This is a genomic window from Mesorhizobium waitakense (genome assembly GCF_056431085.1).
The window spans coordinates 1-25,968 of the sequence record NZ_JBWKME010000076.1 but is presented as its reverse complement, the minus strand read 5'-3'; the positions used below and the strand labels follow the sequence as shown (position 1 = coordinate 25,968).

The 25,968-nt window shown below is 62.6% G+C and carries 24 protein-coding genes; 13 read left to right on the top strand and 11 right to left on the bottom strand.

Going from position 1 to position 25,968, the window contains the following annotated elements; genetic code table 11:
* The first annotated feature begins 77 nt into the window (after positions 1-77).
* The 5 genes from purL (at position 78) to AC07FD_RS17390 (ending at position 5,110) form a co-directional block, all read left to right on the top strand.
* On the top strand, positions 78-2,309 hold the full coding sequence (gene purL / locus AC07FD_RS17410; protein WP_478350843.1) for a phosphoribosylformylglycinamidine synthase subunit PurL: 2,232 nt from the start codon (positions 78-80) through the stop codon (positions 2,307-2,309).
* The gene (locus tag AC07FD_RS17405) at positions 2,306-2,818 is read left to right on the top strand and encodes a hypothetical protein (RefSeq protein ID WP_478350842.1); all 513 of its coding nucleotides are present in this window, start codon (positions 2,306-2,308) and stop codon (positions 2,816-2,818) included. The genes purL and AC07FD_RS17405 overlap by 4 nt, the downstream gene beginning before the upstream one ends.
* A gap of 135 nt (positions 2,819-2,953) precedes the next feature.
* Positions 2,954-3,187: a BolA/IbaG family iron-sulfur metabolism protein gene (locus AC07FD_RS17400; protein ID WP_010909092.1), complete on the top strand. Its 234-nt coding sequence runs from the start codon at positions 2,954-2,956 to the stop codon at positions 3,185-3,187.
* 180 nt (positions 3,188-3,367) lie between these two features.
* A complete protein-coding gene (gene grxD, locus AC07FD_RS17395; RefSeq protein ID WP_095085430.1) occupies positions 3,368-3,703 on the top strand; it encodes a Grx4 family monothiol glutaredoxin in 336 nt (111 codons plus the stop codon).
* A gap of 162 nt (positions 3,704-3,865) precedes the next feature.
* Positions 3,866-5,110, top strand: a complete 1,245-nt coding sequence (locus AC07FD_RS17390; protein ID WP_478350841.1) for a multidrug effflux MFS transporter — start codon at positions 3,866-3,868, stop codon at positions 5,108-5,110.
* 27 nt (positions 5,111-5,137) lie between these two features.
* On the opposite strand, the gene AC07FD_RS17385 is transcribed toward AC07FD_RS17390, so the two are convergent.
* The 3 genes from AC07FD_RS17385 to rpsD form a co-directional block, all read right to left on the bottom strand.
* On the bottom strand, positions 5,138-5,965 hold the full coding sequence (locus tag AC07FD_RS17385; protein WP_478350840.1) for an inositol monophosphatase family protein: 828 nt from the start codon (positions 5,963-5,965) through the stop codon (positions 5,138-5,140).
* Complete coding sequence (ttcA, locus tag AC07FD_RS17380; RefSeq protein WP_478350839.1) at positions 5,955-6,848, bottom strand: tRNA 2-thiocytidine(32) synthetase TtcA; 894 nt, start codon at positions 6,846-6,848, stop codon at positions 5,955-5,957. The genes AC07FD_RS17385 and ttcA overlap by 11 nt, the downstream gene beginning before the upstream one ends.
* Before the next feature lie 188 nt (positions 6,849-7,036).
* Positions 7,037-7,654 (bottom strand): 30S ribosomal protein S4, encoded by a 618-nt coding sequence (gene rpsD / locus AC07FD_RS17375; RefSeq protein ID WP_013895883.1) that lies wholly within the window; start codon positions 7,652-7,654, stop codon positions 7,037-7,039.
* Between the two features lie 378 nt (positions 7,655-8,032).
* Here rpsD and AC07FD_RS17370 point away from each other — a divergent pair, with 378 nt between their 5' ends.
* Positions 8,033-8,230 carry a hypothetical protein gene (locus AC07FD_RS17370; RefSeq protein WP_477287841.1) on the top strand — a complete coding sequence of 66 codons (198 nt, stop codon included), beginning with the start codon at positions 8,033-8,035 and terminating at the stop codon, positions 8,228-8,230.
* A 116-nt stretch (positions 8,231-8,346) separates the two neighbouring features.
* On the opposite strand, the gene AC07FD_RS17365 is transcribed toward AC07FD_RS17370, so the two are convergent.
* On the bottom strand, positions 8,347-8,535 hold the full coding sequence (locus AC07FD_RS17365; RefSeq protein WP_478350838.1) for a DUF3008 family protein: 189 nt from the start codon (positions 8,533-8,535) through the stop codon (positions 8,347-8,349).
* Between the two features lie 165 nt (positions 8,536-8,700).
* On the opposite strand from AC07FD_RS17365, the gene AC07FD_RS17360 reads away from it, so the two are divergent.
* Positions 8,701-10,083 (top strand): RNB domain-containing ribonuclease, encoded by a 1,383-nt coding sequence (locus AC07FD_RS17360; protein ID WP_478350837.1) that lies wholly within the window; start codon positions 8,701-8,703, stop codon positions 10,081-10,083.
* Here AC07FD_RS17360 and murI read toward each other — a convergent pair.
* Positions 10,080-10,895 (bottom strand): glutamate racemase, encoded by an 816-nt coding sequence (gene murI, locus AC07FD_RS17355; protein ID WP_478350836.1) that lies wholly within the window; start codon positions 10,893-10,895, stop codon positions 10,080-10,082. The genes AC07FD_RS17360 and murI overlap by 4 nt on opposite strands.
* The gene (locus AC07FD_RS17350) at positions 10,888-11,814 is read right to left on the bottom strand and encodes an RNA methyltransferase (protein WP_478350835.1); all 927 of its coding nucleotides are present in this window, start codon (positions 11,812-11,814) and stop codon (positions 10,888-10,890) included. The genes murI and AC07FD_RS17350 overlap by 8 nt, the downstream gene beginning before the upstream one ends.
* Positions 11,815-12,307: 493 nt before the next feature.
* On the opposite strand from AC07FD_RS17350, the gene AC07FD_RS17345 reads away from it, so the two are divergent.
* From AC07FD_RS17345 to AC07FD_RS17330, 4 genes are all read left to right on the top strand, one after another.
* A complete protein-coding gene (locus AC07FD_RS17345; RefSeq protein WP_478350834.1) occupies positions 12,308-13,288 on the top strand; it encodes a right-handed parallel beta-helix repeat-containing protein in 981 nt (326 codons plus the stop codon).
* A 436-nt stretch (positions 13,289-13,724) separates the two neighbouring features.
* Entirely contained in the window at positions 13,725-14,702 is a 978-nt protein-coding gene (locus tag AC07FD_RS17340) for a right-handed parallel beta-helix repeat-containing protein (RefSeq protein WP_478350833.1), read from the top strand.
* Positions 14,703-15,046: 344 nt separating this feature from the next.
* Positions 15,047-16,258: an NADP-dependent isocitrate dehydrogenase gene (locus AC07FD_RS17335; RefSeq protein WP_095085403.1), complete on the top strand. Its 1,212-nt coding sequence runs from the start codon at positions 15,047-15,049 to the stop codon at positions 16,256-16,258.
* A 23-nt stretch (positions 16,259-16,281) separates the two neighbouring features.
* Positions 16,282-16,908, top strand: coding sequence for a glutathione S-transferase family protein (locus AC07FD_RS17330; RefSeq protein WP_478350832.1), 627 nt, complete (start codon positions 16,282-16,284; stop codon positions 16,906-16,908).
* A gap of 18 nt (positions 16,909-16,926) precedes the next feature.
* Here the strand turns inward: AC07FD_RS17330 and AC07FD_RS17325 are convergent, their stop codons facing one another.
* The 5 genes from AC07FD_RS17325 to recA all read right to left on the bottom strand — a co-directional run bounded on the left by AC07FD_RS17325 (position 16,927) and on the right by recA (position 23,669).
* Positions 16,927-17,721: a PhzF family phenazine biosynthesis protein gene (locus AC07FD_RS17325; protein ID WP_478350831.1), complete on the bottom strand. Its 795-nt coding sequence runs from the start codon at positions 17,719-17,721 to the stop codon at positions 16,927-16,929.
* 1 nt (position 17,722) lies between these two features.
* On the bottom strand, positions 17,723-18,211 hold the full coding sequence (locus tag AC07FD_RS17320; RefSeq protein ID WP_478350830.1) for a DUF2269 family protein: 489 nt from the start codon (positions 18,209-18,211) through the stop codon (positions 17,723-17,725).
* Positions 18,208-19,503 (bottom strand): SDR family oxidoreductase, encoded by a 1,296-nt coding sequence (locus AC07FD_RS17315; RefSeq protein ID WP_478350829.1) that lies wholly within the window; start codon positions 19,501-19,503, stop codon positions 18,208-18,210. Before AC07FD_RS17315 ends, AC07FD_RS17320 begins: the two co-directional genes overlap by 4 nt.
* Positions 19,504-19,513: 10 nt before the next feature.
* The gene (gene alaS / locus AC07FD_RS17310; RefSeq protein ID WP_478350828.1) at positions 19,514-22,180 is read right to left on the bottom strand and encodes an alanine--tRNA ligase; all 2,667 of its coding nucleotides are present in this window, start codon (positions 22,178-22,180) and stop codon (positions 19,514-19,516) included.
* A 391-nt stretch (positions 22,181-22,571) separates the two neighbouring features.
* Positions 22,572-23,669 carry a recombinase RecA gene (gene recA / locus AC07FD_RS17305; protein WP_111542534.1) on the bottom strand — a complete coding sequence of 366 codons (1,098 nt, stop codon included), beginning with the start codon at positions 23,667-23,669 and terminating at the stop codon, positions 22,572-22,574.
* Between the two features lie 281 nt (positions 23,670-23,950).
* On the opposite strand from recA, the gene AC07FD_RS17300 reads away from it, so the two are divergent.
* Positions 23,951-24,895 carry a carbohydrate kinase family protein gene (locus AC07FD_RS17300; RefSeq protein ID WP_478350827.1) on the top strand — a complete coding sequence of 315 codons (945 nt, stop codon included), beginning with the start codon at positions 23,951-23,953 and terminating at the stop codon, positions 24,893-24,895.
* Positions 24,896-24,971: 76 nt separating this feature from the next.
* Complete coding sequence (locus AC07FD_RS17295; RefSeq protein ID WP_478350826.1) at positions 24,972-25,889, top strand: pseudouridine-5'-phosphate glycosidase; 918 nt, start codon at positions 24,972-24,974, stop codon at positions 25,887-25,889.
* Positions 25,890-25,968: the final 79 nt, after the last annotated feature.

The window sequence follows — 25,968 nt, the reverse complement described above, 5'->3', positions numbered from 1 at the left end:
CCATGGGGTGTATCGGCCGCAAGGCTTGCGATAAGACGGGACTCAAATCCCAACGCTCCGGATACAAACCGCCGCCCATGACCATTTCCAATTCCGTGCCGATCACCCCCGAGCTCATCACCGCGCATGGGCTGAAGCCTGACGAGTACCAGCGCATCCTCGACCTCGTCGGCCGCGAGCCGAGCTTCACCGAACTTGGCATCTTCTCGGCGATGTGGAACGAGCACTGTTCGTACAAATCCTCGAAGAAATGGCTGCGCACCTTGCCGACCACGGGCCCGCAGGTCATCCAGGGACCGGGCGAGAATGCCGGCGTGGTCGACATCGGCGACGGCGACTGCGTCGTCTTCAAGATGGAGAGCCACAACCATCCCTCCTTCATCGAGCCCTACCAGGGTGCGGCGACCGGCGTCGGCGGCATCTTGCGCGACGTCTTCACCATGGGCGCACGGCCGGTCGCGGCGATGAATGCGCTGCGCTTCGGCGCGCCTGACCATCCCAAGACCAGGCACCTGGTCTCCGGCGTGGTTTCCGGCGTCGGTGGCTACGGCAACGCCTTCGGCGTGCCGACGGTGGGCGGCGAGGTCAATTTCGACGCCCGCTACAACGGCAACATCCTGGTCAACGCCTTTGCGGCCGGCATAGCCAAGACAGACGCCATCTTCCTGTCGGAAGCCAAGGGCGTCGGCCTGCCGGTCGTCTATCTCGGCGCCAAGACCGGCCGCGACGGCGTCGGGGGCGCCACCATGGCGTCGGCCGAATTCGACGACAAGATCGACGAGAAGCGCCCGACCGTGCAGGTCGGCGACCCCTTCACCGAAAAGTGCCTGCTGGAAGCCTGCCTCGAACTGATGGCCTCGGGCGCGGTCATCGCCATCCAAGACATGGGTGCGGCCGGCCTCACCTGCTCGGCGGTCGAAATGGGCGCCAAGGGCGATCTCGGCATCGAGCTCGATCTCGACAAGGTGCCGGTGCGCGAAGAGCGCATGAGCGCCTATGAGATGATGCTGTCGGAAAGCCAGGAGCGCATGCTGATGGTGCTGCGCCCCGAAAAGGAAAAGGAAGCCGAGGCGATCTTCCACAAATGGGGCCTCGACTTCGCCATCGTCGGCAAGACCACCGACGATCTGCGTTTTCGCGTGCTGCACCAGGGCGACGAGGTCGCCGACCTGCCGATCAAGGATCTCGGCGACAAGGCACCGGAGTATGATCGCCCCTGGGTCGAACCAACGAAGCCCGCGCCGCTTGCCGCCAGTGACGTTCCCCAGGCCGATGTCGCCGAGGCGCTTTTGAAGCTGCTCGGCGGACCGGATCTATCGTCGCGCCGTTGGGTGTGGGAGCAGTACGACACCCTGATCCAGGGCAATTCGCTGCAGCTTCCCGGTGGCGATGCCGGCGTGGTGCGCGTCGACGGCCATGCCACCAAGGCGCTCGCCTTCTCCTCCGACGTGACGCCGCGCTATTGCGAGGCCGACCCCTATGAAGGCGGCAAGCAGGCGGTGGCCGAATGCTGGCGCAACCTGACTGCCACCGGCGCGCTGCCGCTGGCGGCCACCGACAATCTCAATTTCGGCAACCCGGAACGGCCTGAGATCATGGGCCAGCTGGTCGGCGCGGTGAAAGGCATTGGCGACGCCTGCCGCGCGCTCGGCTTCCCGATCGTCTCCGGCAACGTCTCGCTCTACAACGAGACCAACGGCCAGGGCATCCTGCCGACGCCGACCATCGGCGGTGTCGGCCTGATCGCCGACTGGTCGAAGATGGTGCGCACCGGTTTTGCGGCGCAAGGCCAGATGATCCTGCTGGTCGGCGCGCCCGCTTCCTGGGGAACGCATCTCGGCCAGTCGGTCTATATGCGCGACATCCATGGGCGCAGCGACGGTCCGCCGCCGCTGGTCGATCTCGAGCATGAAAAGCGCGTTGGCGACCATGTGCGCGCGCTGATCGCATCCGGCATCGTCACGGCGGCGCATGACGTTTCCGACGGTGGCATCGCCGTGGCGCTGGCTGAGATGGCGATGGCGTCGAGCATCGGCGCCACGGTTCCCGGGCTTGTCGGCACCAACCCGATCCCGGTCTGGTTCGGCGAGGACCAGGGCCGCTATCTCCTGACGCTGTCGATCGATCCAGATAGCGAAGAATGGGACGCCATTCGAAAGCAGCAAGGCGAACTCGGCATCTTCGCGCCGTGGATCGGTTCGACCGGCGGCAGCGCGCTGAAGCTTGGCGAGGCGCGGGCGATCCCGGTCGGCGAACTGAGCGCGGCGCACGAAGGCTGGTTCCCCCGCTTCATGGATCAGGCCAGTTGAGCAGACTGGCTGTCCGGGCGCTGCTTGCAGTCGTTTTCTGGCCGTCGCTGTTCTTCTTCTGGTTCCTCGGGCCGTTCGTCCTGTTCCTGCTGTCAACGACCTCGAGCGAGGTTTGCGCGCGGCTGGAAACACGTGCCGAGTTCCTCGCCGCGGCCAGCGGCACCATTCCGATGCTTGTCGCCCAGAACTTCATCTACGCGGTTCCGATCGTTTGCCTGGTGTTGTGGGGCCGCCTTGCGCCGGATCCGGCACGTGCAAAGCATATTGGCACCTGCATCAAGCTTTTCGCCGCCGCGATGGTTGTTGGAGCACTGTGGGAATATGGCTCCTCGCTTGTCTGCGATGGCTACGGCCGGCCATTCTTCTCGCCCGCCTGGCAAATGACGAGCTATCTCCCCATCGTCAGCCTGATTCTTAATGTTCCGCTCTATGTCCTGGCCTTCAGCCTTGGTCGCGCCTTTTCGACGCGCGAGGATGCTGCCGAGGACCAAGCAAGCCCGCCAGCCTAAGTCTGCCCCTGAAGCCCCAGGACCTTCTTGCCGGTGGCAAGGTCTGAACGGCTTCAATCCGGACCAGAAAGGCTTTAGGCTCACCCGACTCTTAACTTATGGCCGGCCGCCGGCCGCTCGAAACAGGATTTTGCCATGGCAATGGATGCCCACGACATCGAAAAACTGATCAAGGACGGCATTCCGGACGCCAAGGTGACGATCCGCGATCTGGCCGGTGATGGTGACCACTATGCCGCCGAGGTGGTGGCCGAGAGCTTTCGCGGCAAGAGCCGGGTGCAGCAGCACCAGATGGTCTATGACGCGCTGAAGGGCAATATGGGCGGCGTGCTACATGCGCTCGCCCTGCAGACCAGCGTTCCCGACTAATCCGCACCAGAACAAGACCGCCGCGATGACCGGCAGCAGCGAAGACCGCTTGGCCCAAAACGGCCCATCCTTTGCGCCATTTCAGCTACGGCACGGCTAACGTCTTGTTTCGAGCAATCGTTGGGTTTATTTGAAAGGTATGTTTCGAGCCTGACTCCCACAGGCGGGAAAGGATATTTTATGAGCGGCATCAACGACTACATCGACAATGAAGTGAAGGGCAACGACGTCGTCCTTTTCATGAAGGGCACGCCCGGCTTTCCGCAGTGCGGATTTTCCGGCCAGGTCGTCCAGATCCTCGACTATATCGGCGCCGACTACAAAGGCGTGGACGTGCTGACCTCGGCCGAGCTGCGCCAGGGCATCAAGGAATACTCCAATTGGCCGACGATCCCACAGCTTTACGTCAAGGGTGAATTCGTTGGCGGCTGCGACATCATCCGCGAAATGTTCCAGGCAGGCGAACTGCAGACGTTCCTCGTCGAGAAGGGCGTCGGCGTAAAAGGCGCCGCCTGATTTCTGTTTTTGCATGAACTGAAAATCGACGTCGATTTTCGGTTCATGCACCAGGCGCCCGGGCAGCCCCACCTCGGCAATTTTTTGTCCCGGATACCGGGACCAAGACGAGCCAATGCGCCGGCCCGCCGGCGCGTTTTCGTTTGAGAGATCGGACTTGCCGTGGACCAGCCAACAGCAGCGCCGCTATCGGCAAGCAAACTGCCCATTCCGCGCTGGGAGTTCATCGCGCTGTGCGCCGCGCTGATGGCGCTGAACTCGCTGGCCATCGACATCATGCTGCCGGCCCTGCAGCAGATCGGCGCCTCGCTCGGCGTCGAGAATGAAAACCATCGGCAATATGTCATAACAGCCTATATTCTGGGCTTCGGCGGCGGCCAGCTCTTTTTCGGTCCGCTCTCGGATCGGTTCGGACGTCGTGCGCCGCTGGTTGCCGGGCTGGTGATCTATGTCGCCGCGGCTGCGGCGGCAGCTGTTGCGCCAAGCTTTGAAACACTTCTGCTGTGCCGCGCCGTGCAAGGCATTGGCGCTGCCGCCACACGCGTCATCGCCATCTCGATCGTGCGCGATACGTTCGACGGCCGTCGCATGGCCGAGGTGATGTCGCTGATCTTCATGGTGTTCATGGCGATACCCGTCATTGCGCCGGGGATCGGCCAGTTCATCATGCTGTTTGCAAGCTGGCATTGGATCTTCGTCACCATGGCTGTCGGCGCGCTGATCGTGTCGGCGTGGTCGCTGCTGCGCCTGCCCGAGACGCTGCATCCGGAGTATCGCAGGCCGCTGACCGTTTCATCCGTTGTCGGCGGCTTTCGCATCGTGCTGACCAACCGCATGGCGCTCTGCTACGCCTTCGCCAGCACTTTCATCGTCGGCGCCATGTTCGGCTTCATCGCCTCGGCGCAGCAGATTTATGTCGACGTCTTCAATGTCGGCGAGATGTTCCCCGTGATCTTTGCCGGTGTCGCCGGCGTGCTCGCCTTTTCCAACTATTTGAACTCACGCCTTGTCGGCCGCATCGGCATGCGCCGACTGTCGCAGAGCGCGCTGCTGCTGTTTTTGACCATCAGCATGGTCTGGCTGGTGGTTTCCCTGGAAATCAAGATGCCGCTCTGGCTGTTCATCACCCTTTTTGCCAGTGCCATGCTTCCGTTCGGTGCGCTCGGCGCGAATTTCAATGCGCTCGCCATGGAACCGCTCGGCCAACTGGCCGGCACGGCGTCATCCATACTGGGCTTCATGCAGACCTTTCTCGGCGGCATTCTCGGCACGCTGATCGGCCAAGCCTTCAACGGCACGGTAACGCCATTGGCCGCCGGCTTCTGCAGCGTCTCGGTGGCAGCACTTCTGATGATCCTGATCGCCGAACGCGGCAAGATGTTTCAGCCACACAACCCGCCGGTTTGAGGCGACCCCCGCACGGGAGCCGTGCGACTACTCAGCCCAGAGTTCGTGACGCAGGACCTGCCAGCTTTCCCTATCCGGCGCGACAAGCAGACCGCCGCCGACATGTGACGGCAGATAGGCGCTGCCGTCGAAACGCGCGGCGTGGCCGCCGGCCTCGACATGGATCAGCACACCGGCCAGATGATCCCACGGCATCAGCTTGTTGTAGACGACGAAATGAGCATGGCCGCTGGCCAAGAGGCGATATTCGTGCGCCGCGCAGCGATAGGCGAATTGCGACAGGATCTTGGTCTGGTTGCGCGCCAGCCGCGACCGCTCCGGTTCGGGCATGTATTGCCAGGAGACAGAGCCGGTCATTTCCGAGATCGGCGCGGGCGCCGCGACGTGCACCTTTTCCAGGCTGCCATGCGCGTGCCGGATATGGCTGCCGGCGCCCTTGGCGCCGATCAGCCAGTCCTTGCCGACCGGATCGTGGATGATGCCGGCAACGGTTTCGCCCCTGACCACCACCGCCAGCATGACGCCGAACAGCGGCACGCCGGACGCGAAATTGAAGGTGCCGTCCACCGGGTCGATGACGAAAGCAAGATCGGCCTCGCCCAGGCCATCAAGCAGCGCCGGATTGTCGGAACAGGCTTCCTCGCCGACCACCATCGCCGAGGGATAGCGCTTGCGCAGCTTGGCGGTGATCAGGCGCTCGGCATTGACGTCGGCCTCGGTCACCAGGTCGGCGGCCGAGGTCTTCTGCCGGATGTCACCCTGCCCCAGCCTGCGAAAGCGCGGCATGATCTCGACCTCTGCCGCCTCGGCCAGAATGCTGGACAGCCAGTCGATCGCGGTGTCGTCAAATGTCATTGGAAACATCTTGCCTGGTGGTGAGGGTGTCGTTGAGCGCGGCGAAGTCGAACAGTTTTCTGTCGAGCAGGTGCGACGGCCTGGTGTTGGACAGCGCACGGATCATGGTGTCCTTGCGGCCGGGCATGCGCTTTTCGATATCCTCGAGCATCGCCTTCATTGCGTTGCGCTGCAGGCCTTCCTGACTGCCGCAGAGATCGCAGGGAATGATCGGGAACCGCATCGCCACGGCGAACTTCTCGAGGTCGGTTTCGGCGCAATAGCTCAGCGGCCGCAGCACCATGACGTCGCCCTCGTCGTTGAGCAGTTTCGGCGGCATGGCGGCAAGACGGCCGCCATGGAACAGGTTCATGAAGAAGGTCTCCAGAATGTCCTCGCGATGGTGGCCGAGCACCAGCGCCGAGCATCCCTCTTCCCGCGCGATGCGATAGAGATGGCCGCGCCTGAGACGCGAGCAGAGCGAGCAATAGGTGCTGCCCTCGGGCAGCTTGTCGGTGACGACGGAATAGGTATCCTGATACTCGATCCGGTGCGGTATGGCGTGGCTGTCGAGATAGTCCGGCAGGATGTGTTTGGGGAAATTCGGCTGGCCCTGGTCCAGGTTGCAGGCCAGCAAATCGACAGGCAACAGCCCGCGCCATTTGAGGTCGAGCAGCACCGCGAGCAGCCCGTAGGAATCCTTGCCGCCCGACAGCGCTACGAGCCAGCGCTGGCCGGGCTTGACCATCGAGAAATCCTCGATCGCCTGACGGGTGAGACGCAGCAGCCGCTTGCGCAATTTGTTGAACTCGACCGAGGACGGCACATCGGCAAACAGCGGATGGAAGCCGCCTTCGCCGTCGGCAATCGGTTCAAGCGTTTCGATATCTGGCAGCATGTTCATGGCATGTCGCTTTCGGTGGACACTTTGTTCGGAGCAATTCCGGGCGGAAAACCGGTTCCCACTTTTCCTGGAATTGCTCGGAGCGCCCGGATTAGCGGACATGGCAGACAAAGAAAAGGCCGCCTCGATGGGCGGCCTTTGGATGGTGTCGCAAAATGCGTTCGCTTGGCGCGAATGGAATTCGTCGCTTAGCGCGAATAGAATTCGACGACCAGGTTCGGTTCCATCTGCACGGCGAACGGAACGTCAGCCAGGCCGGGAATGCGCGAGAAGGTCGCGACCATCTTGTTGTGATCGGCTTCGATGTAGTCCGGCACGTCGCGTTCGGCCAAGCCCACCGATTCCAGAACGATGACCAGCTGCTTCGACTTTTCGCGGACTTCGACGACGTCGCCCGGCTTGCAGCGGTACGAGCCGATGTTGACGCGCTTGCCGTTGACGTTGACGTGGCCGTGGTTGACGAACTGACGGGCGGCGAAAATCGTCGGCACGAACTTGGCGCGGTAGACAACCGCGTCGAGACGCGACTCGAGCAGGCCGATCAGGTTTTCGGAGGTGTCGCCCTTGCGGCGATCGGCCTCTTCATAGACCTTTCGGAACTGCTTTTCAGAAACGTCGCCATAGTGACCCTTCAGCTTCTGCTTGGCGCGCAGCTGCAGGCCGAAATCGGAAAGCTTGCCCTTGCGGCGCTGACCATGCTGGCCCGGGCCGTATTCACGCTTGTTGACCGGGGACTTCGGGCGGCCCCAGATATTTTCGCCGAGACGGCGGTCGATCTTGTACTTCGCGGATTCGCGCTTGCTCATCGCATTCCCTTTTCAAAACAACACACCCGGAACCTCATGGTCCGGGTGAAGGAAACGCGCCCTCCTCTGGCCCCCGTTTTCGAGACCTGACAGGGCTTTCCCACGCAACGCGGCGGAAAACCCACGGGACACGTCATTTCAAACAAGATCAGAAACGACTAGGCATCCTGATCCTGCGCATACAAAACAAACACCGGACATCGCTGCCCGGTGGTTGTGACGGCTGGTTAAACCGAGATTCAACCGGTGTCAAGCTTGTGACTGGCATAGGCCCGGCGACGAGATACCCGTTTTCCCGCGTAGATGCAGTGCCGGATGTGGCGGGAGTAGTTGCGCCAACGGCATCAGGAACGGACTGGAGCGAGGAGCGCAAGACTTATGAAGAAATTCTTCCTTACCCTGGCAGGCGCTGCGGTGCTTGCGGGCTCGATGGCGGTGGCGCCGGAACCGGCGATGGCGCGTCATTGGCACGGACACAAACAGGTTTGCCGCATCATCGTGACGAAGAGAGTGGTGTGGCGGCATGGTCACCGCAGGGTGATCGTCCACAGGGTACGGCGCTGCCACTGGTGGTGATACCAGCCTGGGCCCGGTTGACCGGGAAATAGCCCATCCATCGCAATGACCGAAGCCCGCGGTTCATCCGCGGGCTTTTCACTTGGTGCTTCTTTCCAGACGACACGCGACCAGGGTCAGCTGTCCGACTTCCTTTCCGGCAGTCCCTTGCGCTTCGTCTCGGCGAACTCCTCGAGCTGCTTTTCGCTCATCGATTCATACATTCCCTTCGAAGCGCCTTTGAGCTCGCTCTTTTTGGTCTCGCCGCGCTTCGCCGACAAAGCGGCGCCGGCGGCTTTCTGCTGGGCTCTCGAGGTGGCTGGCATGGCTGTTGCTCCGTTGCTCTCAGAAGAAACGCCACGCTTCGGTGACGGTTCCAGCCCCGGTGGCTCGGGTCCCGGCCTGCTTGGCGCCAGTTCGCCACGTGGTCAGGCTTGGTGATTTTCGTTGGCAGCCTTCCCGTGTCTGGAACCCCAGTGTAGGACGGCTGAATGAAATCTCTGACCGATCCCTCACAAGCTCTCTCCACTGGCCTGGCGAAAATTCGCACCGAATTCCACGTGCCAGATGGATTTCCGGTGGGCGTAGTGGCCGCCGCGGAGGCGGCGGCCAAACGTGTGCCCAACCAGCATGCCGATCGGACAACGATGCCCTTCGTCACGCTCGATCCGGCGAGTTCCACCGATCTTGATCAGGCGTTCTCAATCGAGGCGAGCGGCGGCGATCTTCTGCTGCATTACGCCATTGCCGACGTAGCCTGGTTCGTCGAGGACGGTGACGCGATCGATCTCGAAGCCTGGACGCGGGGCGAGACGCTTTACTTGCCGGACGGCAAGGCCGGACTCTACCCGCCGGTAATTGCCGAGGGTGCAGCGAGCCTGTTGCCGGATGGATCGCGGCCAGCGGTTGTCTTCACTGTCCGGGTTGCGCAGGACGGTGCCACGAAGTTGGACGGCGCGGAGCGGGCAATCATTCAAAGCCGCGCGAAGCTCGCCTATGACAGTGTTAAGGCCTCCGACGTTCCGGCCGGCTTCGCCGAAATGGCGCGACGCATGGCAATGAACGAAGAGCGTCGTGGTGCTTCGCGCGTCGACCCACCCGAGCAGGTGGTTGAAAGGCTCGCCGATGGTACATTCCGGCTTTCGTTCAGACCGCTGCTGCAATCCGAGCAAGACAACGCCGCGCTATCGCTGGCTGCAAACATGGCGATTGCCGACGCCATGTTTGCGCACCATACCGGGTTGTTTCGGGTGATGTCGGAGCCAGATGCTTTCAGGGTGCAAAGACTGCGCAGCGCGGCACGGGCTCTCGGGCTGTCTTGGCCGGCCTCCACCAGCTTGCGCGACTATCAGCGAACCCTTGACCCGACCGATCCGCAACAGGCGGTGCTGATGCTGGAAATCCGCCATGCAAGCGCCGGCGCATCCTACCAACCCTATAAGCAAGGTGTTGTGCCTTGGCATGAGGCGATGGCAGCGACCTATGCCCATGCAACGGCGCCACTCAGGCGACTGGCCGATCGCTACGTCGTGCGCTGCGCGCTGGCCATCGCCAATGGCCAGCCGGTGTCCCAGGCTGTCACCGACGCGTTCGCCAGATTGCCGCAGGTGATGGGGCGTGCGGATAGCCACGCTTCGCGGATCAACCACGCGGCTATCGACCTTGCCGAGGCGGTAATGCTGAAGGGACGCGAGGGCGAGACGTTCAAAGCTGCTGTCACCGACGTCGTCGACCATGGCGTGCGCGTTCAGCTTGCCGACATGCCTGTCGTTGCCAACGTAAAGGCCTACGGGCTTAGACAGGGCGACGGTCTGACGCTAAGGCTGGTCTTGGCCGATCCAGATCAACGCAGCATCGTCTTCGAACCTGTTTAAGTGGCAGACGTTTCCGCCGCCATCTGGCTCACGACCAGCCCGAACCCCTGCATCAGCCGGCTGGTGGCGAAATCCGCCTTGCCGGAGGTGAAGACCGCAATGTCAGGCTCACCCACCGGCAAGGGCCCGTCGACCGGCGCCAGCAGCGACATGGCGCGGCGGGCGATCGCTTCGGCCGGATCGATCCAGTCGACCGGCCAGGGCGCGGTCTTGCGCATGCGATTGGCCAGGAACGGATAGTGCGTGCAGCCGAGCACGACGATGTCGGTCCGGGCGCCGTCCTTCTCGACGAAGCATGGCGCGATCTCCTGGCGGACGATCTCCTCGTCGACGAACCCCTCGCGCATGTAGATTTCCGCCAGCGGCGCCAGCCGGTCAGAGCCGACGAGCCGCACATGACATTTCTGCGCCCATTTGCTGATCAGGTCGCGCGTGTACTGACGCTTGACCGTGCCGGGCGTCGCCAGCACCGAGACGAGGCCTGAGCGCGTGCGCTCGGCGGCCGGCTTGATCGCCGGCACCGTGCCGACAAAAGGGTGACCGGGGAATTTCTCGCGCAACGCGTCGATCACCAGCGTCGATGCGGTGTTGCAGGGGATGACCGAAATCTCGGGCTGGAATTTTTCCAGCAGCGCGCCGAACAGGCCAAGGATATGGGCGTTGAGGGCCGGCTCCTCCCAGGCGCCATAGGGGAACGCGGCATCGTCGGCGACATAGACAAAGCGGCGGTCGGGCATCAGCACGCGCGCCTCGCGCAGCACGGTGAGCCCGCCGATGCCGGAATCGAACATCAGGATCGGCCGCTCAGTCATTATCGGTTCCCTTTCCGCCGAACGGCGGCATGTCGTCGTCCTTGCCGGTGCCGTCTGCCTTGTCTGCCAGGCGATCGCCTTCCGCCTTGCGGGCGCGCGCCACGGCCGCCGGCAATCGTCTTGGATCGTCGCCCGGCGAACCCTCGCCACGCGGCATCGCCGGTGAAAACCTGTCCAGGGACGAAATGATGCCGCGCAGCACCTTCAGCTCCGGCTCGGCAAAGCCGGCACGCGTCAGCACGGCGCGCAGGTTGTCGACCATCTTCGGCTTCTTAGGTGCGGGGCGGAAATAACCGCGCGCTTCCAATGCGCCTTCGAGATAGGCGAACAGGCCGTGCAGCTCTTCCTTGCTTGCCGGCTTCATGTCCGGGCCTGAAAAATTGGTTTTGGTCTCCTCTTCCAGGCCGGACTTCATCCACTCGTAGGACATCAGCAAGGCCGCCTGGGCGATGTTGAGCGAGGAGAAATCGGGATCGACGGGGAAGGTGACGATCTCGTCGGCAAGGCCGACCTCGTCATTGTAGAGGCCGAAGCGCTCGCGGCCGAACAGGATGCCGGTGCGCTGCCCCGTTGCATGACGTGCCCGAAGCACCCTGCCCGCTTCCACCGGGCCGCGCACGGATTTGAAGCCGTCGCGCTGCCTGGCCGTGGTTGCGAAAACAAAGTTCAGATCGGCGAGCGCCGAGGCCAGGTCGTCGAACACCTTGACTGCGTCGATGACATGGTCGGCGCGGCTGGCGGCTGCGCGCGCCTTCTCGCTCGGCCAACCGTCGCGAGGGTTGACCAGGCGCAGTTCCGACAGGCCGAAATTGGCCATGGCACGAGCCACCATGCCGATGTTCTCACCGAGCTGCGGCTCGACGAGGATGATCGCCGGGCCAGCGGTCGTGAGGCCGTGCTGAAAGTCCGTTCCGGTCATGTTTTCCAGGTGAATGCGCCACGAAGTCTCCGCGTCGTGCCATATCGATGCGGCTTTTTGAAGAGTTATCCGCCACTTGGCCGACAAATAGCCTTGTGCCGTCTCCTCGGGAGATTGGCGGGATGCGGCATCGCACTCGTGCCCTCAACCAAAAGACATTCGACCTCGTTGCTGCGTGATGGCTCGACCATGGCGCCCCAAACCGCCGGCAAATGGAAACACGGGTCCTCGCTGTTGCTATTGACGATATTTCCCATTTTTAGAAATCATCTACGATCCGAATGCATATTTATTTACGATGACCCATCTCGTCGGTGGAAAATCAAACTAGAAAAAGGTAATCTCCCGCTCGCTTGGGTCCAGCGTGTATTGACGAATGGTATTGAGAAGACGGAGCGTGTCTTGCACACTCCCGTCATCTATTTATGCCCCAAGCATTTCATCACGGATTTCAACGGCCGACGCAGGCGTTGGCCAAATCTAGGAGGGGCAAATGAAAATCGTACGGTTTTTCCTTTCACTCGCGGTGTTGCTTGCAGCGTCAGTCTTCCTGATCGCGCCGGCTTCCGCACAGGCGACACGGACGTGGGTTTCTGGCGTTGGCAATGACGCCGATCCATGCAGCCGAACCGCACCGTGCAAGACGTTTGCCGGTGCCATCTCGAAGACTGCGACAGCCGGCGAGATCAACTGTCTCGATCCGGGCGGCTTTGGCGCGGTCACCATCACCAAATCCCTCACCATCGACTGCAGAAATACTGAAGCCGGTGTGCTTTTTACGCTCGGCTCGAACGGCATCATCGTCAACACACCGGCCGGCTCGATAGTGCATCTCCGCGGCCTTGATTTAGACGGTGTAGGCACAGGCGCCGACGCCGTGCGTATGCTTGGTCAAGGTCAACTGCATATCGAGGACTGCAACATAGAGCGGGTGACCAGCAACGGCGTCGAATTCGCCGCCAACGCGAACAGCGAACTCTACATAAGCAACACGCGGATAGCCGAGGCAGGCGCCGAAGGTGTTCTTATCAAATCGTCCGTCGCTGCTGGTATCAACGCCATCCTTTCGAAGGTGGAAATCACCAACAGCGCCAGTGGCATTCTTATCGACGGCACAGGCAACACCGTGGCCATGAACCTGACGCTGACCAACAGCCTGATCAGCGGCAATACCGGCAACGGCGTGGTGGTCAAATCCGTCGCAGCGGCATCGCCGGTGCGCGCGACGATTACCGGCAACACGATCAGCGCCAACGCCGGCACCGGCGTCAACGCCAACGGTGCAGCAGCCAGCGGCAATGGAAGCGCCATCGCCTTTCTCGGCGGATCGACGATCTTCGGCAATGTCACCGGGGTCAGCAATACCGGGAGCGGCGCCGTCCAGTCGTTCAAGAACAACATGATCTCCGGCAACCTGACCGACGGCACACCGCTCACCGCGTTCCCGGGCCCTGGCGGCACGCCGCTGCAATAAGCGAACGCCGCCTCCCCGGCGGTATGAAACGAGGCGATGCCGCCTGCCCTTCAATGGAAGGCTGCATCGCCTCGTTGTTCTTGACTGCCACCACGGGGCCTGCGTCTTCCGCTACCCTGGTTGCACCGCTCGACCATGGCGGCCCAAACCGCCGACAAATGGACCCGCTTGCTGCCGGCATTGACGATATTTTCCATTTGTAAAAATCATCTACGATTCGAATGCATATTTATTTACGATGACGCATCGCGTCACTGGAGAATCAAACTAGAAAAAGGTAATCTCCCGACCGCTTGGGTTTTCAATGTGTATCGACGGTTGGTATTTGGAAGATGGAGTGTGTCCTGCACGCTCCCGTCATTTATTTTTGCCCCAAGCATTTCGACACGGATTTCAACGGACGACGCAGGCGTTGGCCAAAATCTAGGAGGGGCAATTGAAGATCGTACGGTTTTTCCTTTCACTCGCCGTGTTGGCTCTGGCGTCAATCTTCCTGATTGCGCCAGCTTCCGCGCAAGCGACACGGACGTGGGTTTCCGGCGTTGGTGACGACGCCAATCCATGCAGCCGAACCGCACCCTGCAAGACGTTTGCCGGTGCCATCTCGAAGACGGCGACGGCCGGCGAAATCAACTGTATCGACCCGGGCGGTTTTGGCGCAGTCACCATCACCAAATCCATCACCATCGACTGCAGAAACACTGAAGCTGGCGTGCTCGCGTCCCTCGTGAACGGCATCATCGTCAACACGCCGGTCGGCTCGGCGGTGCATCTTCGCGGCATCGATATAGACGGTATAGGCAACGGCCTCGACGGCGTGCGGATGGTTGGCCAAGGTCAACTGCATATCGAGGACTGCAACATAGAGCGGATGGGCGGCAACGGCGTCGAATTCGCCGCCAACGCGAACAGCGAACTCTACATAAGCAACACGCGGATAGCCGAGGCAGGCGCCGAAGGTGTTCTTATCAAATCGTCCGTCGCTGCTGGTATCAACGCCATCCTTTCGAAGGTGGAAATCACCAACAGCGCCAGTGGCATTCTTATCGACGGCACAGGCAACACCGTGGCCATGAACCTGACGCTGACCAACAGCCTGATCAGCGGCAATACCGGCAACGGCGTGGTGGTCAAATCCGTCGCAGCGGCATCGCCGGTGCGTGCGACGATTACCGGTAACACGATCAGCGCCAATGCCGGCAGCGGTGTCAACGCCAACGGTGCGGCTGCCAGCGGCAACGGAAGCGCCATCGCCTTTCTCGGCGGATCGACGATATTCGGCAATGTTACCGGGGTCAGCAATACCGGGAGCGGCGCCGTCCAGTCGTTCAAGAACAACATGATCGCCGGCAACGTAGCCGACGGCACGCCGCTCACCGGCTTCCCGGGCCCTGGCGGTGCGCCGCTGCAATAAGCGACCGCCGCTTCCGCGGCAGCATGAAACAAGGCGATGCCAGCTGCCCATCGGAGGCAGTGCGGCATCGCCTTTTTTGTTCTCGATTGCCAGAGCGGTTCACCGTTTCACGGAAGCGCCGAACCGCTCTATCTTTTTTGTTTTTGTCGCAATTCCCTAAGGGAAAGCGCTACGCGCTTCTCCCGAGAAAACCGCTTCACACTTCTCTTGGAATTGCTCTTGCAGCAGCCTGCGTCGGCGTCGTCCCGGTTTGCACCGCTCTGATCGCTTTGCTATAGGCGAAGTCCCTACTCTGGCGAGGTCTGCCCCGCCATCACCCAACTGTTGAACGAGGCATTCTTTCCATGGCGAAGATCAAGGTGGCGAACCCGGTCGTCGAACTCGACGGCGACGAGATGACCCGCATCATCTGGCAGTTCATCAAGGACAAGCTGATCCACCCTTATCTCGACCTCAAGCTTGAATATTACGACCTCGGCATCGAGCACCGTGACGCCACCAACGATCAGGTGACCATCGATTCGGCCAACGCCATCAAGAAATACGGGGTCGGCGTGAAATGCGCGACGATCACGCCCGACGAGCAGCGCGTCGAGGAATTCAAACTGAAGAAGATGTGGAAGTCGCCGAACGGCACCATCCGCAACATCCTCGGCGGCACCATCTTCCGCGAACCGATCATCATGAAGAACGTACCGCGCCTGGTGCCGGGCTGGACCAAGCCTATAATCGTCGGGCGTCACGCCTTCGGCGACCAATACCGCGCCACCGATTTCCGCTTTCCCGGCAAGGGCAAGCTGACGATCAAGTTCGTCGGCGAGGACGGCAAAGTCATCGAGCACGATGTCTACGATGCGCCGGGCGCCGGCGTCGCCATGGCCATGTACAATCTCGACGATTCCATCCGCGAATTCGCCCGTGCTTCGCTGAACTACGGCCTGCTGCGCAACTATCCGGTCTATCTCTCGACCAAGAACACCATCCTCAAGGCCTATGACGGGCGCTTCAAGGACATCTTCCAGGAAGTCTACGAGGCCGAGTTCGAGGCCGAGTTCAAGTCGAAGAAGCTGTGGTACGAGCACCGGCTAATCGACGACATGGTGGCGTCCAGCCTGAAATGGTCCGGCGGCTATGTCTGGGCCTGCAAGAACTATGACGGCGACGTCCAGTCCGATACCGTTGCGCAAGGGTTCGGTTCGCTCGGCCTGATGACCTCGGTGCTGATGACACCGGACGGCAAAACGGTGGAAGCCGAAGCCGCCCACGGCACCGTCACCCGCCACTACCGGCAGCACCAGAAGGGTGAGGAGACCTCGACCAATTCAATCGCCTCGATCTTTGCCTGGACGCGCGGCCTCGCGCACCGCGCCAAGCTCGACGACAATGCCGAACTGAAGCGCTTTGCCGAGACACTGGAAAAGGTCTGCATCCAGACGGTCGAGAGCGGTTTCATGACCAAGGACCTGTCGCTGCTGATCGGCCCCGACCAGCCCTGGCTCTCGACCACCGGCTTCCTCGACAAGATCGACGAGAACCTGCAAAAGGCGATGGCGTAACCGGCCAAGACCGGAGGGGTACCATGGGCAAGCCCGTCGTCTACGGCGCGGACTACAGCGTCTATGTGCGCATCGTGCGGCTCGTGCTCGAGGAGAAAGGCATCGACTACGGGCTCGTGCCGGTCGATGTCTTTGCCGCCGAGGGCATTCCCGCCTGGTATTTCGAGCATCACCCGTTCGGCCGCATCCCGGCCTTCGAGCATGACGGGTTTCGCCTTTTCGAGACGAGCGCGATCGCGGGCTATGTCGACGAAGCCTTTGACGGGCCGGCGCTGCAGCCGAAGGATCCGCGCGGCCGTGCGCGGATGAACCAGATCATCGGCATGCTCGACGCCTATGCCTATCGGTCGATGGTCTGGGATGTCGCCGTCGAGCGGCTGGAGAAGGAGGCACGCGACGAGGCGTTGATCGCCAACGGGCTTTCGCAGGCGAGCAAGGCGCTTCGGACGCTCTCCTCACTGAAAGCGCCGGGTCCATGGTGGCTTGGCGACCAGCTGACGCTCGCCGATCTGCATGCGGCGCCGATCATCGGCTATTTCGTCAAGGTCGCCGAAGGGCAAAAGCTGCTCGCCGAGTTCCCAGAGGGTCAAGCCTGGTGGGACCGGATCGCGGCCCGTCCAGGCTTTGCCGCGAGCGGTCCTGCGGCCTGATCAGCCTGCGCCCGTTGTTCATTCTGGAAGATAGATTTCCGCCTTCATGAAGGTCTTGGCGCGACCCAGGATTAGCACGCGATCGCCTGCCAGGTCACACAAAAGATGCCCGCCGCGCTGTGAGCACTGGAAGGCGGACAGGTGGGTCTTGCCGAGTTTTTCAGCCCAGTACGGCACCAGCGTCGCATGAATGGAGCCGGTCACCGGATCCTCGGGGATGCCGGCTCCGGGAACGAAATAGCGGGAGACGAAATCATGCGTTTGGCCGCGCGCGGTAATGACAAGGCCGAGCGGGTGAAAAGCCCCGATCCTGAGCAGATCGGGAACGAAGGACCGGACGGATTGCTCGTCGGCAAGCTCGACGAACAGGTTCTCAAAATTGCGAAAGCCCGCAACCGGATGCGGCGACAATATCTCCTGCAGCGCCAGCATGGTTTCGCCGTCGACAGGCTGCGGCGGAAAGCATGGCAGATCGAGCTGGTAGGCGCCTTGCCGCTGAGAGACCCGCAACTCGCCCACTCGCGTGGCAAAGGCCATGTCATCGGCCACATCGTGTTGCGAGGCCAGCACATGGGCGGTCGCCAGAGTGGCGTGTCCGCAGAAGTCGACTTCATGAACCGGTGTGAACCAGCGCAAGTCCCAGCCCTTGCCGTTCGGCCGCGCAAAGGCGGTTTCGGCAAGATTGTTCTCGTTTGCGATGGCCTGCATCACCTCGTCCGCCAGCCAGTCCTGCAAGATGAGGACGGCAGCGGGGTTGCCCTGAAAGGCGCGCTCGGCAAAAGCATCGACCTGGTACATGGTCAGCGTGGGCACATCATCCTCCGAAAAAACTGATCTCCGGCCGGGCGACCATCAGCCAAAGGATGGCAAGCACGGCAGCGAAGGCCGGAAAACCGCAAGCGAACCAGATGCGAAAAAGGCGCTTTTCCTCGGCGGGCAGCGGTCGATTTTCGATAACCGCCTGTCGCGCCAGATTTCGCATCCGAATCTGGATCCAGACCACCGGCAGCCAGAACAGACCCGTCACGACATAAAGCAGCAGCGACAGTACAATCCAGCCCTCGGACAGCGGCCACCCCAATGCCCGAGCAAGCAATACGCCGGTGATGGGCTGCACGACGACCGCGGTTGCCGTGAATATGGTGTCGGCGATGACAACCGTGCCCGCGACATGGGCGACGAGCTCGGCGCGACCGGTGCGCGGCGCCATCAGCATGAAGAAGGCAATCCCGGCGCCGGTGCCAAAGAGAACCGTGGCGCCAATGACATGCGTCCAGCGCAGTATGTCGGCCCAGAGGTTCATCGCTCGTCGACGACCGCCAGCGCCACAAGCACCAGGCACAGCATGGGGATCGTCTTGACCAGCGGCCCCAGCGGCGCGAGCCATAGATCGGGAACGAGAAGCGTCGACGCCGCCAGATAAAACAGCGTGATTGCTATCATCGCCAGCAGCGCTGGCCGGGCAAAAGGCCGGACTAGAACCGCCGCGCCGGCAAGGATATCCGCAGCGCCGCCGACAAGAACCGCCACGTCCGCAAAATTCGCCGACACGCCGCGTGACACAAGAATGGAAGCGGCTTCGTCTTGCCGGACCAGGCTGATGATGCCCGAAGCAAGCCAGAACAGGGCCAGGCAGCCGAAGATGACAGGTTTTGCCAGCCAGAGGCGCGCGAACCATCGCTCCTGGACATGGGCCGGCATGGCGGCCAGCGTTGCTTCCAGCGGCTGAAGCGGATGGCCGCAAATCTGGTTCCAAGGCCGGGCATTGCCAGTCACGCCACGCGCCAGCGCGGCAAGGGCTGCGCTGCGCAAAGGCGATCGCCAGCCAAGGAGGCCCAGGCCATCGGCGGTTGCGGCAGCAAGACGGCCGACAATGGCCGGCATCGGTACGACCTTCGCCCGCGGCAGGCCAAGCCATGCCCGAAAGGCCAGGAGAACATCGGCGAGCGGTCTGGCTTGCGCCTCGACGAGATCGACGGCAGTACGGGGCGGCAGCGATCCGGCGACCGCGCGCGAGAGCGCTTCAGCAACGTCGGTGACCGCCACGGTCTGGATCGGCTGGCGCGACATGACGGCAGGGATAAAACCGGGGAAGGCCGCAAGGGCGCGCAAAAGTGCCGTCCCGCCATAGGCGGCGGGCGCGATCACCAAACCTGGGCGCAGGATCGTCCACTCCAGCGAAGAGCCTGCGACAGCCCTGTCGCCTTGCGCCTTGCTGTTGAAGAACGCGTCGGCGGAGGACAGGTCGGCGCCGATCGCGGAAATCTGCGCAAAACGGCGCACGCCGGCCTGTTCGCAAGCCGCGACCAGCGCCACCATCGAATCCCGGTGGATGGCGTCGAGGCGATCGCGCGGGCCGTCCTGCAAGGCGCCTGCCGCATTGACGATTGCGTCCATGCCGGTGACGACCGGCAGCCAGTCCTCGGCGGCAAGCAGCCGCGACATGTCGGCGGCGATCCAGCGTACCGCCGGCCAGCGCCGCTCGGCATCCACGACATCGCGACCAAGGCCGGCCACATGATGACCGTCGCGAAGCAGACGGCCGACGACGGCTTCGCCGATCAGACCGTAGCCGCCAAGGACGAGCACCTTCATGCAGGGACTTTCAGGCTGCCTCCAGCGCCGCCTTGACCGCGGCGATCGCATCACCGGCTTTCGAGGCGTCCGGGCCACCGGCCTGCGCCATGTCGGGCCGTCCGCCGCCACCCTGACCGCCCAATGCTGCGGAGGCCACGCGCACCAGATCGACGGCGCTGAAACGGCTTAGCAGATCATCGGTGACAGCGACCACGACGCTCGCCTTGTTGTCGTCGCCGGCGCCGACGAAGACGACGACGCCGGAACCGAGCGAGCTCTTGCCGGCATCGGCCAGCGGCTTCAGATCCTTCGGCGAAACACCCGAAACCGCCTTGCCGAGGAAGCCGACGCCGGCGACAGTTTCGTTCTCCGACGGTGCACCCGCCGCGGCACCGCCGCCCAGCGCCAGTTTCTTGCGCGCTTCGGTCAGTTCCTTCTCGAGCTTCTTGCGCTCGTCGAGCAGCGCCTCGACGCGCGCCGGCACGTCGGCCGGCGAGATCTTCAGCGTCGCGGCCACCGATTTCAAACGCCGGTCCTGCTCGTCGAGATGCTTGCGCGCGGCCTCGCCGGTCAAAGCCTCGATGCGGCGCACGCCGGCGGCGACCGCGCTGTCCGACACGACACGCACCAGGCCGATATCGCCGGTCGCCCTGACATGCGTGCCGCCGCAGAGTTCGACCGAATAGGGCCGGTTGGCCTTGGCGCCATGCAGGCCCGTGCCCATCGACACGACGCGCACCTCGTCGCCGTACTTCTCGCCGAACAGCGCCATGGCGCCCTCGGCAATGGCGTCGTCGACCGACATCAGGCGCGTGCTCACCGGGCCGTTCTGGACGACGATCTCGTTCGCCATGCGCTCGACCTCTTCGAGATCCTCGGGCGAAATGGGCTTGTTGTGCGAGATGTCGAAGCGCAGGCGCTCGGGCGCAACCAGCGAACCCTTCTGCGCGACATGGCTACCCAGCACCTCGCGCAGCGCCTCATGGATCAGATGCGTCGCGGAATGGTTCGCACGCAGCCTCGAGCGTCTGTCATGGTCGACCTTGAGCTCGACGACAGCGCCGGTCTTGACCGTGCCGCTGGCCATCTTGCCGATATGGACGAACAGCCCATCGGCCTTCTTCTGCGTATCGGAAACATCGATCGAGAAGCCTTCGCCTGACATGATTCCGGTGTCGCCCATCTGGCCGCCGGACTCGGCATAGAACGGCGTCTGGTTGACGACCACGGCAACCGCGTCGCCCTTGCTTGCGCTGTCGACGGTCTTGCCGTCCCTGACAAGCGCCTGGATGAGGCCTTCCGCCTGCTCGGTCTCGTAACCGAGGAATTCGGTGGCGCCCGCCTTCTCGCGCACCGGGAACCAGATCGTCTCTGTGGCGGCGTCGCCGGAGCCTGCCCAGTGAGCGCGCGCCTCGGCCCTCTGCCGCTCCATGGCATTGGTGAAGCCAGCCAGATCGACCGAGATGCTGCGCTGGCGCAGCGCGTCCTGCGTCAGATCGAGCGGGAAGCCGTAGGTGTCGTAGAGCTTGAAGGCCGTCTCGCCATCCAGCATGTCGCCGGCGCCCAGTTTTTCCGTCGCCTCCGAAAGCAGGCCGAGGCCACGCACCAGCGTCTTGCGGAAACGGGTTTCCTCGAGCTTCAGGGTCTCGGTGATCAACTGCTCGCCGCGCACCAGCTCCGGATAGGCCTGGCCCATCTCGCGGACCAGGGCCGGCACCAGGCGCCACATCAAGGGATCGCGGGCACCGAGCAACTGCGCATGACGCATGGCGCGGCGCATGATGCGACGCAGGACATAGCCACGGCCTTCGTTCGACGGCAGCACACCGTCGGCGACCAGGAAAGACGACGAGCGCAGATGATCGGCGATGACGCGGAAGGACGCGACCGTCTCCTTGTCGGGACCGTGCCCAATGGCGGACGACGCCGCGTCGATCAGGTGACGGAATAGATCGGTTTCAAAGACGCTCTCCACCCCCTGCAGGATAGACGCCATGCGCTCCAGCCCTAGGCCGGTGTCGATCGACGGGCGCGGCAGGTCGATGCGCTCTTCCTTCGTCACCTGTTCATACTGCATGAACACCAGGTTCCAGAATTCGAGGAAACGGTCGCCATCTTCCTCCGGGCTGCCGGGAGGGCCGCCCCAGATGTGTTCGCCGCGGTCGATGAATATCTCCGAGCACGGCCCGCACGGTCCGGTGTCGCCCATCGCCCAAAAATTGTCCGAGGTCGCGATGCGAATGATGCGGTCGTCGGAAAACCCGGCGATCTTCTTCCAGAAGCCAGCGGCTTCATCGTCCGTGTGATAGACGGTGACCAGAAGTTTGTCCTTGTTGAGCCCGAATTCCTTGGTGATCAGGTTCCAGGCAAGCTCGATGGCGCGCTCCTTGAAATAGTCGCCAAAGGAGAAATTGCCGAGCATTTCGAAGAAGGTCAGATGGCGTGCGGTGTAGCCGACATTGTCAAGGTCGTTGTGCTTGCCGCCGGCGCGAACGCTCTTCTGCGCGGTCGAGGCGCGCGAATAGGGCCGCTTCTCCAGGCCGGTGAAGACGTTCTTGAACTGCACCATGCCGGCGTTGGTGAACATCAGCGTCGGATCGTTGCGCGGCACCAGCGGGCTCGACGCGACGATCTCGTGACCCTCCTTGCGGAAGTAGTCGAGAAATGTCGACCGGATCTCGTTCACGCCACTCATGAATGCTGCCTTTTCGAGAAAACCGCCGGCAAACCGGCGGAAAATGGGCTCTGGGTCTCAAAGCGCGTCGCGCTGAAAACGGATTCAGTCGACGCGCTTCAAGTTTTTGCTTCCATGCATGTCGCTGTCCCAAAACCGCTGCGCACTTTTGGGCGACATCCATAAGAAAATAGACTTGGCCTTTTAGCGGTCGCACCGCACCCTGTCCAGAAACACGGAATTGGTCCAAATCGCCAGCTTGCCGACCATCAGCGCCAGCCAGAAAACGAAAAACCGCCGGCTCGAAAGCCGGCGGTTTGGAACGCGAAAACACTGAACTCAATTACATAAGCTTGAGATAATAGAACAGGATTATGGCCGATCTTCGGCCGGCATCTTGTGCACGAGTTTGCTACATCGCGCCGGATTCTTCCTCGAACCCGTCGTCGCCGCTCTCGGCGCCGCCATTCTCGAGGAATTTCTCGGCGATCAACCCGGCATTCTGCCTGAGCGCTAGTTCGATCTCGCGCGCCGTGTCGGGATTGTCGCGCAGGAACAGCTTGGCATTCTCGCGGCCCTGGCCGAGACGCTGCGAATTGTAGGAGAACCAGGCGCCCGACTTCTCGACCACGCCGGCCTTGACGCCGAGGTCGACCAGTTCGCCGGTCTTGGACACGCCCTCGCCATACATGATGTCGAACTCGACCACCTTGAAGGGCGGCGCCAGCTTGTTCTTGACCACCTTGACGCGGGTCTGGTTGCCGACGACCTCGTCGCGGTCCTTGACCGAGCCGATGCGGCGGATGTCGAGGCGGACCGAGGCGTAGAATTTCAGCGCGTTGCCACCCGTCGTGGTCTCGGGCGAACCGAACATGACGCCGATCTTCATGCGGATCTGGTTGATGAAGATGACCATGGTGTTGGAGCGCGAGATCGAGGCGGTCAGCTTGCGCAGCGCCTGGCTCATCAGGCGGGCCTGTAGGCCGGGCAGCGAATCGCCCATCTCGCCTTCAATTTCGGCGCGTGGCGTCAGCGCCGCGACCGAATCGACCACCAACACGTCGATTGCACCGGAGCGCACCAGCGTGTCGCAGATTTCCAGCGCCTGCTCACCGGTGTCAGGCTGCGAGATCAGAAGGTTTTCCAGATCGACGCCAAGCTTGCGGGCATAGACCGGATCGAGCGCATGCTCGGCATCGACGAAGGCGCAGATGCCACCCTTCTTCTGGGCTTCCGCAACAGTGTGCAGCGCCAGCGTTGTCTTGCCCGAGCTTTCCGGCCCGTAGATCTCGACGATGCGGCCGCGCGGCAGGCCACCGACGCCAAGCGCGATGTCGAGGCCAAGCGAGCCGGTCGGCACGGTTTCGATCTCGACGACCTGCTCGTTCGCGCCGAGCCGCATGATCGAGCCCTTGCCGAAAGCCCGCTCGATTTGCGACAGCGCCGCATCCAGAGCCTTTGATTTGTCCACCGCTTTGTCCTCTACCAGCCGCAAAGAATTCTGAGCCATGATACATCACCCCTTGGTCGTCAATGAAGGCCGGACAATCCGTAATCCCTGTCTATTTGTACCTTTTTTGTTCTCGTTTGGCAAGGGGGTTCAAATATCTGAAAAACAATCAATATCCGGATCTGTTCTTTTTTTGTCCTAGGGATTCGATCAGGGATGCACCTCGCAATGGGCCAGGCGGCTCGATTGTTTCGATCGGCCGAATCGCTACCCTGCATGCGAAGCTTCGTCACACAGCCTAGCGCTTGTGCGGCTGGAATTACAAAGGTCATATCGCCGGCATGCTGAAATCCGCGAAAGTACTGGCCGTAGGTGGCGCCCATATCGACCGGCGCGGCCAGGTGTCCGGCGCTTACGTGCCGGCCGCGTCCAATCCCGGCACGATGCGCGAGGATGTCGGCGGCGGCGTTTTCAACGCGTTGCGCAGTGCCGTGCGGCACGGCGTTTCGGCCTCGCTACTGTCGGTGCGCGGCGGCGATGCCGCCGCCGATACGGTTTCACGAGCCATCGCGAAAGCCGGTATTGTCGACCTGTCCGCCGTGTTCCTCGATCGCACGACGCCGAGCTATACGGCGCTGATCGACAACGAGGGCGAATTGATCGTCGGCTTCGCCGACATGGCGCTCTATGAGCTGGCATTTCCCAAGCAGGTCAGGCGCTCGAAGGTGCGAGAGGTGATCGCTGCCGCCGATGCCGTCTTCTGCGACGCCAACCTGCCGACGGCGGCACTGGAGCGGCTTGTGGCACTCGCCGCCGGTAAACCCGTCTTCGCCATTGCCATTTCGCCGGCCAAGATCGTGCGCCTGAGGTCGGTGCTCGGCAATCTGGCCGTCGTCTTCATGAACCGGCGCGAGGCGGTCGCACTAGCCGGCCTGGACAGTGCGGCCTCAGGGCAGGACATCGTCGACGGGCTGAAAAGCGCCGGGCTCAAAAGCGGCGTGGTGACAGCGGGCGGCGCTCCTATGCTGGGCTTCGATGAAGCCGGCACCTTCTCGATCCTGCCGCCGGCGCCAAGAAAAGTCGCTGACGTCACCGGCGCCGGCGATGCGCTGGCGGGTGCGACGGTCGCTGCCTTGCTGCGCGGCGTGCCCTTGCGCGCGGCCCTGCGCGAAGGCATTGCCGCGGCGACGCTGGCCATCGAAAGCGCCGATGCCGTTCCCGATTTCACCACGGCGAGCTTCACCGAGGCGCTGGCCCTTGTGCCGGATGCGCAGGAAGTGGCATGAGACCGGGCCAGTTCATAGTGCCGGAGTGTTTTCGCGCCTCCAGGTGGATGCGCATAGCTCCGGATTGGAGATCAGGATGACACCAGAGACCGCCCGCCCCTTCATCGATATCCACGCGCCGGTCGCACAGGCTCTGGCTGCTGGCCGGCCGGTGGTGGCGCTGGAGAGCACCATCATCACCCATGGCATGCCCTACCCCGACAATGGCGCCATGGCGGCCGATGTCGAAAAGATCATCACCGACGGTGGCGCCGTGCCGGCGACGATCGCCGTGGTTGGCGGCCGCATCAAGATCGGGCTTTCGGACGGCGAGCGCGAGTCCCTTGCCATGACCGGCGACGCCATGAAGCTGTCGCGCGCCGACCTCGGGTTCGCGGTGGCGCAAGGGCGCACCGGTGGCACCACGGTCGCCGCCACGATGATCGCCGCGCATATGGTCGGCATCAAGGTGTTCGCCACCGGCGGCATCGGCGGCGTGCACAAGGGCGCGGAAAAGAGTTTTGACATCTCAGCCGATCTCGACGAGCTGGCCCGCACGCCGGTCATCGTCGTATCGGCCGGCGCCAAGGCCATCCTCGACATCGAAAAGACGCTGGAAGTGCTGGAAACGCGCGGCGTGCCCGTGGTCGGCCATGGCTGCGAGACGATGCCGGCCTTCTGGTCGCGGCATTCGCCGTTCCGCGCGCCGCTGACCTTGCACATACCGGAAGAGATCGCGCATTTCTACCAGACCCGGCAGGCGCTGGGGCTCGCCGGTGGCATGCTGATCGCCAATCCGGTGCCGGAAAACCACGAAATCCCAGCCGAAGAGATGGCTGGCTATATCGAGGCCGCGCAGAAGGCCGCGGAAGCACTCAACGTGACCGGCAAGGCGGTGACGCCATTCCTGCTGGGGAAGATTTTGGAGCTGACTGGCGGCAGGAGCCTGAAGACCAACATCGCGCTGGTGGAGAACAACGCAAGGCTGGCGGCGCGGATTGCGAAGGCGCTTTAAGTCGCGCCGCCCCTCGTCGCCCTGCCTGTGTCCAGCCGATAGATGGGTAACACTTTGAACCGGATACATGGGTTACAGT

Excerpts from the sequence above, each read along its gene's own strand:
- purL (WP_478350843.1), top strand. The coding sequence starts at position 78 with ATGACCATTTCCAATTCCGTGCCGATCACCCCCGAGCTCATCACCGCG.
- AC07FD_RS17400 (WP_010909092.1), top strand. The coding sequence starts at position 2,954 with ATGGCAATGGATGCCCACGACATCGAAAAACTGATCAAGGACGGCATT.
- grxD (WP_095085430.1), top strand. The coding sequence starts at position 3,368 with ATGAGCGGCATCAACGACTACATCGACAATGAAGTGAAGGGCAACGAC.
- AC07FD_RS17385 (WP_478350840.1), bottom strand. The coding sequence starts at position 5,965 with ATGACATTTGACGACACCGCGATCGACTGGCTGTCCAGCATTCTGGCC.
- ttcA (WP_478350839.1), bottom strand. The coding sequence starts at position 6,848 with ATGAACATGCTGCCAGATATCGAAACGCTTGAACCGATTGCCGACGGC.
- rpsD (WP_013895883.1), bottom strand. The coding sequence starts at position 7,654 with ATGAGCAAGCGCGAATCCGCGAAGTACAAGATCGACCGCCGTCTCGGC.
- AC07FD_RS17370 (WP_477287841.1), top strand. The coding sequence starts at position 8,033 with ATGAAGAAATTCTTCCTTACCCTGGCAGGCGCTGCGGTGCTTGCGGGC.
- AC07FD_RS17365 (WP_478350838.1), bottom strand. The coding sequence starts at position 8,535 with ATGCCAGCCACCTCGAGAGCCCAGCAGAAAGCCGCCGGCGCCGCTTTG.
- AC07FD_RS17360 (WP_478350837.1), top strand. The coding sequence starts at position 8,701 with ATGAAATCTCTGACCGATCCCTCACAAGCTCTCTCCACTGGCCTGGCG.
- murI (WP_478350836.1), bottom strand. The coding sequence starts at position 10,895 with ATGACTGAGCGGCCGATCCTGATGTTCGATTCCGGCATCGGCGGGCTC.
- AC07FD_RS17350 (WP_478350835.1), bottom strand. The coding sequence starts at position 11,814 with ATGACCGGAACGGACTTTCAGCACGGCCTCACGACCGCTGGCCCGGCG.
- AC07FD_RS17345 (WP_478350834.1), top strand. The coding sequence starts at position 12,308 with ATGAAAATCGTACGGTTTTTCCTTTCACTCGCGGTGTTGCTTGCAGCG.
- AC07FD_RS17335 (WP_095085403.1), top strand. The coding sequence starts at position 15,047 with ATGGCGAAGATCAAGGTGGCGAACCCGGTCGTCGAACTCGACGGCGAC.
- AC07FD_RS17330 (WP_478350832.1), top strand. The coding sequence starts at position 16,282 with ATGGGCAAGCCCGTCGTCTACGGCGCGGACTACAGCGTCTATGTGCGC.
- AC07FD_RS17320 (WP_478350830.1), bottom strand. The coding sequence starts at position 18,211 with ATGAACCTCTGGGCCGACATACTGCGCTGGACGCATGTCATTGGCGCC.
- AC07FD_RS17315 (WP_478350829.1), bottom strand. The coding sequence starts at position 19,503 with ATGAAGGTGCTCGTCCTTGGCGGCTACGGTCTGATCGGCGAAGCCGTC.
- alaS (WP_478350828.1), bottom strand. The coding sequence starts at position 22,180 with ATGAGTGGCGTGAACGAGATCCGGTCGACATTTCTCGACTACTTCCGC.
- recA (WP_111542534.1), bottom strand. The coding sequence starts at position 23,669 with ATGGCTCAGAATTCTTTGCGGCTGGTAGAGGACAAAGCGGTGGACAAA.
- AC07FD_RS17300 (WP_478350827.1), top strand. The coding sequence starts at position 23,951 with ATGCTGAAATCCGCGAAAGTACTGGCCGTAGGTGGCGCCCATATCGAC.
- AC07FD_RS17295 (WP_478350826.1), top strand. The coding sequence starts at position 24,972 with ATGACACCAGAGACCGCCCGCCCCTTCATCGATATCCACGCGCCGGTC.